Origin of the sequence: Mariniflexile sp. AS56 (assembly GCF_030552475.1) — a bacterium.
Classification (GTDB): Bacteria; Bacteroidota; Bacteroidia; order Flavobacteriales; family Flavobacteriaceae; genus Mariniflexile.
The window spans coordinates 107,406-120,271 of sequence record NZ_JAUPED010000008.1 but is presented as its reverse complement, the minus strand read 5'-3'; the positions used below and the strand labels follow the sequence as shown (position 1 = coordinate 120,271).

The window sequence follows — 12,866 nt, the reverse complement described above, 5'->3', positions numbered from 1 at the left end:
ACCTCACTGGTATAAAACTGGTGAGGTCTTATATAGATAACACATGGAAGAAAAAAAATTAGATGTTAATTCGATTGTAGGATTCTTACTTATTTTCGGAATATTAATGTACATGCTTTGGCAAAATCAACCAACGCCAGAAGAACTTGAAGCGCAAGAAAAAGCAAAACAAGAACAGGTTGAAGCAGATAATAAAGTTAAAGCACAGGAAGATACGAAAGTAACAACTGCTGAAGATTTTGCAGTTGGTACCACAGATTCTCTTAAATTAGTAGGTTTAAAAAACAAATTAGGTGCTTTTGCTTATTCTGCAGCAACGGCATCGACAGAAGAAACTCTAGTAGAAAGCGATTTATTAGCTTTAACATTCAATAATAAAGGGGGATATCTTTCAGAAGTAAAACTTAAAAAACATACTGATTTTAAAAACAATCCTATCTATATTATTAAAGATAAGAATGCTTCTTTAAATATTAATTTCGGAACTACAGATAGTAGAATTCTAAATACTAAAGATTTATATTTTCAGCCTACTGTAACTAAAAACGGTAACACGACAGTGGTTTCTATGAAACTAAAAGTGTCTGAAAGCAAGTTTTTAGAGTACCGTTACGAGTTGAAAGAAGGTGAATACATGATGGATTTTACCATCCGTTCACAAGGCTTAAGCGATGTTATTAATGGCTCTCAACCTGTAAATTTAGATTGGGATTTAAAAACATACCGTCATGCTAAAAGTATTTCATATGAAAACAGATATACAGAGGTGGTTTTTGAATATGAAGATGGAAAGGATGATTATTTAGGTCAAAGTGAACTATCTGATGATACAGCTGAAGATGTAACCTATGTAGCCTTTAAACAGCACTTTTTTACTTCTATTTTACTAACGGATAAACCATTTAAAACGGCAGCGTTTGAATCTAGAAACTTAGTTCAAAACGAAGATATCGATACGGTTTATACCAAATCGTTTTCAGCAAAACTTCCTTTAGAACTTGCTGGTGGAGAGATTAATCAATCTATGGACTGGTATTACGGACCAAGTGATTATAAAATTTTAAATAAATACGATAGAAATTTAGATGAAGTAGTGCCTTTAGGTTGGGGTATTTTTGGTTGGATTAACCGTTACCTTTTCATTCCGTTATTTGCATTTTTAGGAGACTTAATGCCTTACGGAATTGCCATTATTGTCATGACTATTTTAATTAAGTTGTTATTATCATTCGTACAATACAAGCAGTTTTTATCGCAAGCGAAAATGAAAATTCTAAAACCAGAATTGGATGCGGTTCGTGAAAAGCATAAAGACAACAAAATGAAAGCGCAACAAGAAACTTTAGCGCTTCAAAATAAGGCAGGAGCAAGCCCTATGGCAGGTTGTTTACCAGCATTGGTGCAATTACCCGTATTTTATGCTTTGTTCCAGTTTTTTCCATCGGCTTTCGATTTAAGACAAAAAAGCTTCCTTTGGGTAAAAGATTTATCATCGTATGATACGATTGCAGAATTGCCTTTTACCATTCCATTTTATGGCGATCACGTAAGTTTGTTCCCAATATTAGCGTCTGTAGCAATTTTCTTTTACATGCGTTTAACAACGGGAGACCAAATGGCGTCGCAACCAACACAAGAGGGTATGCCAGATATGGCTAAAATGATGAAGTATATGATGTATTTCTCACCACTTATGATGTTGTTTTTCTTTAATAACTATGCTTCGGGCTTAAGTTTATATTACTTTATTTCCAATCTTATTAGTATTGGTATCATTTTAGTAATTAAAAATTACATTCTTGATGAGGATAAAATTCATGCTCAAATTCAAGAGAATAAGAAGAAACCTAAAAAGGAGAGTCGTTTTCAACAGAAAATGAAGACCATGATGGAACAGGCAGAACAGCAAAAACAAGCGCAGCAAAAGCGTAAAAAATAATTTTTAAAGCTGCCGTAACTGGCAGCTTTTTTTTTAGATACAATTTGGTGTTTATTGTTTCGTTAATAGTAATTAAGTAACACTGAAGTATTTCAGCATTAAAAGACATTCAAAATAGACAGATGAAAACAGCTTTTGCAATTTTATTTCTAGTACTAGGAGGTTTTATTTCAGCACAAGAAATCAATCAGCTAGACGCTAATGGCAAGTATCATGGGGTTTGGAAAAAGAACTTTGAGGGTACTAACATTCTAAGATACGAAGGTGCCTTTTCGCATGGTAAAGAAATTGGAATGTTTAAGTTTTATAAAAACTATAACAAGAAAGCCATTTTAACAGCTACTAAAGCGTTTAATGAAACGGATGCTAAAGCATATGTGAAATTTTTCGCTTCTTCAGGGAAAGTGGTTAGTGAAGGCCAAATGGATGGTAAAAAACACATTGGTGCTTGGAAATACTACCAAAAAACGAATAGCAAGTTGTTAACCTTGGAGCATTATAACGATTCTGGGCATTTACATGGTGAGCGTACGGTGTATTACCCTAACGGGCAAATAGCCGAAAAGCAAACCTATATAAATGGTAAGCTGGATGGTGTTTCTACGGTGTACTCAGAAAAAAATATCTTGCTTAGTGAACTGATTTATGTAAATGGGGAACTGCATGGGTATTCAAAATACTATTCTCCTAAAGCAGAAATGCTTGCAGAAGGATGGTATAAAAACGGTAAAAAAGAAGGTGTTTGGAAGTATTATGAAGATGGTAAATTAACCGAAGAAAAAGATCTGAGTTACGTGCCTAAAAAAACTAAAAAGCAATAAGAAAAACCTATTACTGCTATAAATTTTAAACATGGTAGCATCTTTATGTTACCTTTTTTTATTCCTAAATTTGCAGAATATAAGGAGTTACTTAAAAAATAAGAGAACAAACAAATGAAACGAGTAATAATTGGACTTTCGGGTGGTGTAGATTCTAGCGTTGCCGCCTATTTATTAAAGGAGCAAGGCTATGAAGTGATTGGTTTGTTTATGAAAAACTGGCATGATGATTCGGTGACTATTTCTAACGAATGTCCTTGGTTAGATGATAGTAATGATGCTATGCTGGTTGCTGAGAAATTAGGAATTCCTTTTCAAACAGTCGATTTAAGCGAACAGTACAAAGAGCGTATCGTAGATTATATGTTTCATGAGTATGAAAAAGGACGCACTCCTAACCCTGATGTACTTTGTAATAGAGAAATAAAGTTCGATGTTTTTATGAATATCGCCTTAGAACTGGGGGCAGATTATGTGGCTACTGGGCATTATTGCAGAAAAGGAACTATTGAAAAGGATGGTGAAGAGGTGTATCAATTATTAGCTGGTAAAGATGATAATAAGGATCAATCGTACTTTTTGTGTCAATTATCACAACAACAATTAGCAAAATCGTTATTCCCAATAGGTGAATTAACAAAACCACAGGTACGGGAAATAGCCATGGAACTTGATTTGGTAACTGCTGAAAAGAAAGATTCGCAAGGACTTTGTTTTATTGGTAAAGTAAAGTTACCCGATTTTCTTCAACAGCAACTTAAGCCAAAAGAAGGCGTTATTGTTGAAATTCCACGCGAACAAGCTATTTTTAATGAAGTAGCACCCGAATTTAATTCCGAGGAAGAAAAACTACAATATCTATCACGTAAAATTGATTATAGAGTCGATCAAGGTAAAATTGTAGGCAAACATCAAGGTGCACATTATTTCACCAAAGGTCAGCGTAAAGGTTTGGCAGTTGGAGGTACTATAGAACCTTTATTTGTAATTGATACAGATGTTGATACCAATGTTATTTACACGGGCCAAGGAAAAGAACACCCTGGCTTGTATAAAAGAGCTTTGTTTGTTACGAATGAAGAATTGCATTGGGTACGTGAAGATTTAGCATTAGAAGTGGGTGAAACTATGGAAGTGCTAGCGCGAATTCGATACAGACAAGCTTTAGAAAATGCGACCTTGCATAAAGTTGATAGTGGCTTATACGTAGAATTTGAAGGGTTTCAATCAGCCATAACTGAAGGGCAATTTGTAGCTTGGTATTTAGACGATGAGTTAGTAGGTTCGGGAGTTATTGCTTAACTTGCAGTAACTTAAATCTATTTGCAATGAAAAAAAATCTACTTTTTTTAATATTGCTGTGCTTTCCTGTCATTCTATTTGCACAGCAAGATGCTTGGGTATACTTTAAAGACAAGCAAGATGTCGCCACTAAAATAGCAGATCCCATCTCTATTTTAACTCAAAAAGCCATTGATAGAAAAAATAAACACAATGTGGTTATTGATGCGCGTGATGTTCCGGTAAACGAAACTTACATTTCACAACTTAAAGCAGCAAGCGGTATTAGTGTATTTGCAAAATCGAAATGGTTTAATGCAATACATGTACGCGGTAGCCAAACAGATATAACTAATTTACAAAGTACTTTTACATTTGTAGATCATATTGAATTTGCAGATAGAAGCTTAAATGTTACTAAAAACATGAAGCAAAAACAACAATCGAAATTCAAAGAAGCCTTAACTACTTTTAATTACGGAAGTGCTGCCAACCAAATTCAGATGATAAAAGGGGAGCAACTTCATGTCGCTAATTATACAGGAACAGGTATGACTATGGCTGTTATAGATGCCGGGTTTCCTAATGTGAATACCATGACAAGCTTTCAACGCTTGAGAAACGCCAATAATATTCTGGGGACTTACGATTTTGTAGAGCGCGATGTCGATGTGTATACCAATACCACAAGTAACCACGGAACTTTAGTGTTAAGCACCATTGCTGGTTATATGGAAAATGAATTTGTGGGTACCGCACCAGATGCGTCGTATTATTTATTTATAACGGAAGATGCGCCTTCTGAAAACCCAGTTGAAGAAAGCTATTGGGTAGAAGCAGCCGAACGTGCCGATAGTTTGGGTGTTGATGTGATTAATACATCGTTGGGCTATACTACGTATGACAATGTTAATTACAGCTACACCAATGCTGATATGAATGGAAATACCGCCTATATAACTAAAGGTGCTAATATTGCTTTTGAAAAAGGCATGTTATTGGTGAATTCTGCTGGAAACTCAGGAAGTGCCAGTTGGGGAATTGTAGGTGCGCCTGCTGATGCTGCTGGGGTATTAAGTATTGGCGCCGTGAAATCGGATGGTACTTATGCTGCGTTTAGTTCACGAGGTAGCAATGCACAACCTTCACATAAACCAGATGTGATGGCACAAGGTCAATTTAGTGCTGTAATTACAGAAGCAGATATTATTACCACTTCAAGTGGAACCTCTTTTAGTTCGCCTATAATGGCTGGAAGCGTTATTTGTTTATGGCAAGCATTGCCAGATAAAACAAATGCCGAAATAATGCAATTAATTCGCGAATCGGCTTCACAATATACCACGCCCGATTATTTTTTAGGTTTTGGTATTCCCAATTTTCAGGTGGCTTTAAATACCGCTTTATCTGTTGAGAGTGAGTTTAACGACCAAGAGATAAACGTTTTTCCAAACCCAGTAAAAGATCTTGTTTATTTTAAGTTGCCTTCCAATGAAAATGGGGTGACTGTAAACGTTTTTAGTATGTTAGGTAAGCACTTGCTAAGTACTCTTGTTACTCCTAGCAATAATCAAATTGAAGTGTCTTCATTATCAAAAGGTATGTATGTGGTACAGTTGCAATCTGCAAATATCTCAAAAACTATAAAAATTATCAAGCAATAAATGGCAAACAGAATTACCCAATTATTTCAAATAGAACATCCCATTATTCAAGCAGGTATGATCTGGACTAGTGGTTGGCGATTGGCATCGGCAGCGAGTAATTCAGGTATTTTAGGACTTATTGGTGCGGGTTCTATGTATCCTGAAGTTTTACGAGAACATATTCAAAAATGTAAAAAAGCGACGAATAAACCTTTTGGGGTAAACGTACCGATGCTGTACCCAAATATTCAAGAAATTATGGATATTTTGGTAGAAGAAGAGGTGAAAATCGTTTTTACTTCCGCAGGAAATCCAAAAACATGGACTTCCTGGTTAAAGGATCGCGGTATAACGGTGGTGCATGTGGTAAGTAGCGTGAAGTTCGCGTTAAAAGCGCAAGAGGCCGGTGTAGATGCCGTTGTTGCTGAAGGTTTTGAGGCTGGAGGCCATAATGGTCGTGATGAAACCACCACGTTTACTTTAATTCCTATGGTTAAAGAACAAATAAACATTCCTTTAATAGCTGCAGGAGGTATTGCCACGGGACGTGGTATGTTGGCGGCTATGGTTCTGGGAGCTGATGGCGTTCAAGTAGGAAGTAGGTTTGTAGCTTGTACAGAAAGTTCTGCACACGACGCATTTAAACAAACCGTTGTAAACACTAAAGAAGGTGACACGCAATTAACTTTAAAAGAGTTGGCACCCGTACGTTTAATCAAGAATAAATTTTATAACGAGGTTCAAGAACTTTACAAGTTGGCACCAACACGTGAACAGTTAAAAGAATTATTAGGGAGAGCACGTGCTAAAAAAGGCATGTTTGAAGGTGATTTAGAGGACGGCGAACTTGAAATAGGGCAAATTGCCGGACTTATACACGACATTAAACCAGTAGCAAACATTGTAGAAACCATGCTGCAAGAATTTGAAGATGCTAAAAGGCAAATCGGGTCTTTATAACAAAAAAAAAGGAGGAAAATAATTTCCTCCTTTTTAAGTCCTGAAACTTAACTCATCTTAAATCCCTATAAAACAAAAGCTAATGTTTCCAATATTTCATGCTATTATTTAGTTTTAAGGTTTTCAAACTTACTAAATATTCGGGTAAAATAAAAGTAATACTTAACTTACTTATTAACATTTGTTAATTTGTGACTAAAAATCATTTTTTTTTAGTTAGTCTAAACTAATTCTAAAGCCTATTTTTGCACCATGCAATTAAAAGATTACACCAAAGAGTTTACATATAATTGGCAATTAGCAGCGCCTGTTATGTTAGGTATGCTAGGTCATACCTTTGTTGGTTTTGTAGATAATGTTATGGTTGGCCAATTAGGAACGGCAGAACTTGCTGCTGTATCCTTGGGTAATAGTTTTATGTTTATAGCCATGTCTATAGGTATTGGATTTTCAACAGCGATTACCCCGTTAATAGCAGAAGCCGATGCTGAAAAGGACTTTGAAAAAGGTAAATCGACCTTCAAACATGGGCTGTTTTTGTGCACCATGCTAGGTATTGCATTATTTCTAGTTGTACTTTTAGCGAAGCCGCTTATGTATTTAATGAAACAACCCGTAGAGGTTGTAGAGTTGGCTATTCCGTATTTAAATTTGGTTGCCATTTCATTAATACCCTTAATTGTTTTTCAAGGTTTTAAACAGTTTAGTGATGGCCTGTCTATGACGAGATTCCCTATGTATGCCACCATTATAGCCAACGTTTTAAATGTGATTTTAAACTATTTACTAATATTTGGAAAGTTTGGTTTTCCTGAAATGGGCATTGTAGGTGCCGCATACGGAACCCTTGTATCTAGAATTGTTATGGTCTGGTATTTATGGCTTTTACTGAAATTAAAAGGAAAATCGAAAGCCTATGTAACCAACTTGAAATTTTTTGTATTGGATAAACTCATGATTCGTAAACTACTGGATTTAGGAACTCCGAGTGCGATGCAAATGTTTTTTGAAGTTGGTATTTTTACCGCCGCTATTTGGTTAAGTGGCTTGCTGGGTAAAAATCCGCAAGCAGCAAACCAAATTGCACTAAACTTAAGTTCTATGACTTTTATGGTGGCAACTGGTTTAAGTGTCGCCGCTATGATACGTGTGGGGAACCAAAAAGGTCTGCAAAAATATGTCGATTTACGTCGTATTGCTTTTTCCATCTTTTTATTGGGTATCATTTTAGCGTTTGGTTTTGCTACCATGTTCTTTTTATTACACAACCAGTTACCCAAATTGTATGTCGATTTTGATGACGCTAAGAACTTTGTAGATAATACCGAAGTAGTTACCATAGCTTCCAAACTGCTAATTGCAGCTGCTATTTTTCAAATAAGTGATAGTATTCAAGTTATCTTTTTAGGTGCTTTACGTGGTTTGCAAGACGTTAAAATACCAACCATTATCACCTTTATCTCATATTGGCTTATTGGGTTTCCTGTAAGTTGGTTTCTAGGTAAAGAGGAGGCTTATGGGAGTTTTGGTATTTGGTTAGGCTTACTTGCAGGTTTAACAACTGCAGCTATTTTATTATACTTTCGATTTAACTTTTTAACAAAAAAACTGATCAGACTTAAAAATGCTTAATGTGAATTAAAGTATTGAAAGTTTAAAAGAAGCGGATAGTCTAGAGCGAGTTTGCTGAATAGCGAATAAATTATAACTTTGAATAATTAAATAACTAAAGGGCCTTTTGGGTCACTTATAACATATAACTTAAAATGAGCCTTCCAAAATTTATACTAGGTGATAACACCGAATATCCAAATGCGATTTATGTGATTCATACTGAATTTCCTAGATTTATAATTAATCTTGAAGATGATGAAATTGAATGGTTTGAAGATTTTGATGATGAAGATGAAAAGGAATTACTAGCCGAAACCGAAAACATGGTGCAATTGGCAACCGAGTTTTACGATAATGAAATATTAAAATACGAAGAGTAGTTGCGTTAAGGATAGCAGTGGAAAGCCCACAGCGAGGTACGAGCGAGGACTTGTAACGGATAGCCTGACCCGATAGGGGAACGCCAAAATAATAATTAATGATAGAACAACTTTTAGAATACGATACCAAACTATTTTTATTTTTAAACAATTTAGGTTCTCCAACTTGGGATAGTTTGTGGTTAGTTATAACACACGAAGTGACTTTTGTACCCTTGTACGCTATTTTACTTTTTCTTTTGTATAAGAAATTTGGACTGAAAGCTTTACTTATTTTTGTAGTGCTTGTAGCTTTAATGATTACGTTTACAGACCAAATTACGAATGTGTTTAAACGTGGTTTTCAAAGACCTCGCCCTTGTGGTGAAGCTAATTTAATAGACCACATACGTTTTATTGCAGTACGTTGTGGCAAGTATGGATTCTTTTCTGGGCACGCATCCAATTCTATGGCAGCGGCCGTATTTGCAGGTTTAATGCTGCGACCGTATTATAAAAACTTAATATTTATTTTACTTTTATGGAGTGCTGTTGTGGCTTATAGCCGAATTTATGTTGGGGTGCATTACCCTTTAGATATTTTTTGCGGGTTAACTTTTGGCGCTATTGGAGGTTTCTTGTTTTATAAATTAGCCAACTATTTTTTAGTGCGATTTAAAGCGGTTTAATGAGTTTAAGCGATTACTTTTAAGGCTTTATCGAGTATGGAAATAGTAATGATTTTATTTTTTATCATTATAAATTCACCATCAATTTGAGTTTGAAATATTGGTTTGTCTTTTTGTGTTATTTTTAATTGTTTTGTTTGATAGCAATCAACTTCTTTTAAAATATGATGACGCTTTATTAGCATTAATATGCTAAATAAGAATATTTTAAAAGCACCTATTTTTTTAACGATAAGGATGTCTAATTTACCATCTTCCAAAGAGGCATTTGGAGTTAAACTTACGTTATAACCCATTTGATTTGAGTTTGATATAAAAATTAAAAAGGGCTTGTGTTTAATCGTTTTACCATTGATATTGGTTTCAACTTTAGATAATTTTTTCACCTTTTTTAAGGATTTTAATGTGGCCTTAATATAGCTAGTCAACGTTCTTTCATTCGATGCTTCGTAATGTTTTATTACTTGCGCATCAAAACCAATACCGGTATTACTGAAAAAGTAATGGTTGTTAAGCTGTCCCACATCAATGCGTTTTGTCGCTTGGTTTTTAATGATTTGCAAGGCCTTATTAAAATTTTTTGGAATGTTTAAATTAGACGCTAGTCCATTTCCAGAACCAATGGGAATGATGCCTAAAATAACATTGGTGTTAATTAAGCAGGAAGCAACTTCGTTAATGGTTCCATCACCCCCACAGGCCACTATAATATGAGCTTTCTCATTTATGGAGTCTTGGGTTAATTGAATGGCATGCTTTTTATAACTTGTCGGTTTTACAATTAGCGTAAAATCCGTTTGGTTAAAATACGCTTTAAGAAGCGCTTGATCTAAATTGTTATTACCTTTTCCAGCAATAGGATTTAGAATAAAGTGTATGTGTGTCACTGACTATTTTTTTAATTTGAGGCCGTCATTGCGATATAGATAATCTGCTACTTGATAAAACGAAATGGTTTCATTCAATAAATTTGTGTCAATTGCTTTGGGTATTAAATCATCATTGTTCGTTTCCCATTCATAATAATTAACAATATGTTGATCGCTCAATATCATTAGTTTTCGGTCTTTTAAAAGGCCTAAATTGCGATAGTTGCCTATAAAGGCGCGTTCGTCTTCTTTTTTCATTTTCATGATATCCATACCAAATAAATTGGAATCGTAATCCCAATTTAAAAGTGAAAATAAGGTAGGAAACATATCTATTTGTGAACTTAATTTTTCGATTTTTTGAGGCGCCACATTTTCTACATTGAAAATTAAGGCAGGAATACGGTATTTATCAATATTCAAATTCCAACGTCCTGCACTACTTGCGCAATGGTCTGCCATAATTACAAACACCGTATTATTAAACCAAGGTTTGGTTTTGGCTTCCTTTAAAAAGTTACCAATGGCATAATCGGTATATTTTATAGCACCTTCTCTGCTTGTTCCTGAAGGGATATCTATTTTGTTTTCAGGGTAGGTAAAGGGACGGTGGTTAGAGGTCGTCATTACAAAATTAAAGAAAGGAGTTTCTGTTAGGTGTGCGGCGTCTGCTTCTTTTAAAACCTTATTGTAAATATCTTCATCACAAACACCCCAAGCATTTTCGAAAGTGACTTCGTCATCATCTATATTAGTTCGCTTGGTTTTAATGTTCGAATCTAGTAAAAAGCCACGGCCTCTATCTATAATATTAAAACCATTACCACCAAAATAGGTGTTCATATTATCGAAATAACCGTCACCACCATAAAAGAAATTACGTTCGTAACCCTGTTGTTTAAAAACGTCTCCAATAGTAAATAGATCTTGGTTTTTATCACGTTTTACAATACTTCTACCAGGAGTTGGCGGTATAGAAAGGGTAATAGCTTCCATGCCACGTACGGTACGTGTACCTGTGGCGTATAGGTTTGTGAAAAATAAACTTTCGTTGGAAAGTGAGTCGAGTGTAGGGGTTATGTCGAATTCGCCTCCTAAGGAGTTTAGGTAAGAAGCACTTAAACTTTCAATGCATATAAAAATAACATTGGGTTTTTGAGCAGGCGTTAAACTATCGGCATGTGTTATAGTTCTATAAATTTGTCTTTCTGTGGGTTGAGAAAACACACCGTTAGAAGCTGCTAATTTTTGCTTAACAGTAGCGAATGCTTGGTCTTCATCGATAGTATTATAAAACTCGGTGTATGATAATTCGTTGCTTCTAAAGGCTGCGAAAAAGGAATAGATACCTGTTTTTGCTAATTCGTTATTATATCTATTGCTAAATTGTTCTGCATCTTCATTTTTTATAAATAGCGCAAATAGGGCTGCTATGAAAATAATTAAGCTTGTAGGGATTAATTTATCTTTAAGAATCGTATCGCTATGAAAGGTTTTTTGAAAAACCTTTGCTTTCTTAGTAAGGTATATGAATACAAATAATACACTTAAAATAGCTCCTAATAATAAGGGAATGGGGTATGATTCATTAATGTTTTTAACCACCTCGTAGGTGTAAATTAAATAATCTACAGCTATAAAATTAAAGCGACGTTCAAATTCTTCCCAAAAGGTAATTTCAGCAAAAAATGAGAATAGAAATATGAGTAGCCCTAAGCCGTATGCTATATAGGTAACAGTACGGTCTAAAAGTGAGCCGTAAAGTTTTTGTGGTATTATTAAGAGGTATAAAGCGTATGGTAAGGCGAAGAATGATACGGTACCTAAATCAAATAAGAAGCCTATAAAAAAGGTTTTAATGACTGTAAGTAGAGAACCATCTATTTGCGGAAAGTACCAAAATGTTAAACAAAACCTTAATATAAATGCAATAAACATAAATATTAAGACATAAACCTTGAGTAACTCAAAACGTTTTGGGAAAATTTTATTCCACATAGTTATGTTGGTTGGGTTGATTTAATAACGATTAAAATCACTAATTATTCTTTAAGCGGAACAACTACTTTAACACGGTCCCATGCCATGGTTAATGATAAACTATCGGTAGAATTATCAAAAGCTATGGTAAATTGTTCAACGGGTGCATTTAGTTTTTCAACAGGAACTTCAATATCTACAACATCATAGTTGGGATCCCACATAGGTTTCATTTCAGAATTTACACCCCAAGAATATTGCTTAGAATTAAAAATAACGGTCCAGGTACTATCTCTTGGTACCGTCCATAACGTATATTTTCCAGCCGGTAGTGTCATGCCTTTTATAGCTAGGCTTTGGTTTGTTTCGAAGGTAGTTGCTTCATTCGCACCTGTTCTCCAAACTTGATTAAACGGCACTAAGGCTCCAAAAACGTCTCTCCCTTTTTTAGAAGGTCTGTTATAAAACACTTTAAGTTTCAAGTCGTTTAATTCAAACTTAACGTTGTCTTTTGGACTCAAACGCTTTTCGAAAATATTTTCAACAAAAAAAGAATATAAAAATAAGGCTAGAGCGACAATGGATAATAGTACTAAAATGCGTTTTAAAAAGGTATTCATAAAAGGTAATTATTTGGGATAAAGATACTTTAAAAAGTAATGGATTCTAAAAAGCAAACGTAGAATTCTTTAGTTTTGTTTTATTCAT

General features: G+C 34.7%; 11 protein-coding genes. 8 read left to right on the top strand and 3 right to left on the bottom strand.

Going from position 1 to position 12,866, the window contains the following annotated elements; genetic code table 11:
* The first annotated feature begins 43 nt into the window (after window positions 1-43).
* The 8 genes from yidC to Q5N74_RS11315 all read left to right on the top strand — a co-directional run bounded on the left by yidC (window position 44) and on the right by Q5N74_RS11315 (window position 9,309).
* Window positions 44-1,939 (top strand): membrane protein insertase YidC, encoded by a 1,896-nt coding sequence (yidC, locus tag Q5N74_RS11350; protein ID WP_304388926.1) that lies wholly within the window; start codon window positions 44-46, stop codon window positions 1,937-1,939.
* A 122-nt stretch (window positions 1,940-2,061) separates the two neighbouring features.
* The gene (locus tag Q5N74_RS11345) at window positions 2,062-2,760 is read left to right on the top strand and encodes a toxin-antitoxin system YwqK family antitoxin (protein ID WP_304388925.1); all 699 of its coding nucleotides are present in this window, start codon (window positions 2,062-2,064) and stop codon (window positions 2,758-2,760) included.
* Window positions 2,761-2,874: 114 nt separating this feature from the next.
* Window positions 2,875-4,062 (top strand): tRNA 2-thiouridine(34) synthase MnmA, encoded by a 1,188-nt coding sequence (mnmA, locus tag Q5N74_RS11340; RefSeq protein ID WP_304388924.1) that lies wholly within the window; start codon window positions 2,875-2,877, stop codon window positions 4,060-4,062.
* A gap of 26 nt (window positions 4,063-4,088) precedes the next feature.
* On the top strand, window positions 4,089-5,705 hold the full coding sequence (locus Q5N74_RS11335) for a S8 family serine peptidase (protein ID WP_304388923.1): 1,617 nt from the start codon (window positions 4,089-4,091) through the stop codon (window positions 5,703-5,705).
* On the top strand, window positions 5,706-6,647 hold the full coding sequence (locus Q5N74_RS11330; RefSeq protein WP_304388922.1) for a nitronate monooxygenase family protein: 942 nt from the start codon (window positions 5,706-5,708) through the stop codon (window positions 6,645-6,647). It abuts the gene before it with no gap.
* A gap of 252 nt (window positions 6,648-6,899) precedes the next feature.
* Window positions 6,900-8,279, top strand: coding sequence for an MATE family efflux transporter (locus Q5N74_RS11325; RefSeq protein ID WP_304388921.1), 1,380 nt, complete (start codon window positions 6,900-6,902; stop codon window positions 8,277-8,279).
* A 134-nt stretch (window positions 8,280-8,413) separates the two neighbouring features.
* Window positions 8,414-8,641, top strand: coding sequence for a hypothetical protein (locus tag Q5N74_RS11320; RefSeq protein WP_304388920.1), 228 nt, complete (start codon window positions 8,414-8,416; stop codon window positions 8,639-8,641).
* A gap of 98 nt (window positions 8,642-8,739) precedes the next feature.
* Complete coding sequence (locus Q5N74_RS11315) at window positions 8,740-9,309, top strand: phosphatase PAP2 family protein (protein WP_304388919.1); 570 nt, start codon at window positions 8,740-8,742, stop codon at window positions 9,307-9,309.
* A 5-nt stretch (window positions 9,310-9,314) separates the two neighbouring features.
* Here Q5N74_RS11315 and Q5N74_RS11310 read toward each other — a convergent pair whose 3' ends face one another.
* Genes Q5N74_RS11310 through Q5N74_RS11300 form a run of 3 tightly spaced genes read right to left on the bottom strand, consistent with a single transcriptional unit; the run spans window position 9,315 to window position 12,778 of the window.
* Window positions 9,315-10,196: a diacylglycerol kinase family protein gene (locus Q5N74_RS11310; RefSeq protein WP_304388918.1), complete on the bottom strand. Its 882-nt coding sequence runs from the start codon at window positions 10,194-10,196 to the stop codon at window positions 9,315-9,317.
* 3 nt (window positions 10,197-10,199) lie between these two features.
* Window positions 10,200-12,176: an LTA synthase family protein gene (locus Q5N74_RS11305; protein ID WP_304388917.1), complete on the bottom strand. Its 1,977-nt coding sequence runs from the start codon at window positions 12,174-12,176 to the stop codon at window positions 10,200-10,202.
* Between the two features lie 44 nt (window positions 12,177-12,220).
* Window positions 12,221-12,778 carry a DUF2911 domain-containing protein gene (locus Q5N74_RS11300; protein WP_304388916.1) on the bottom strand — a complete coding sequence of 186 codons (558 nt, stop codon included), beginning with the start codon at window positions 12,776-12,778 and terminating at the stop codon, window positions 12,221-12,223.
* Window positions 12,779-12,866 lie beyond the last annotated feature (88 nt).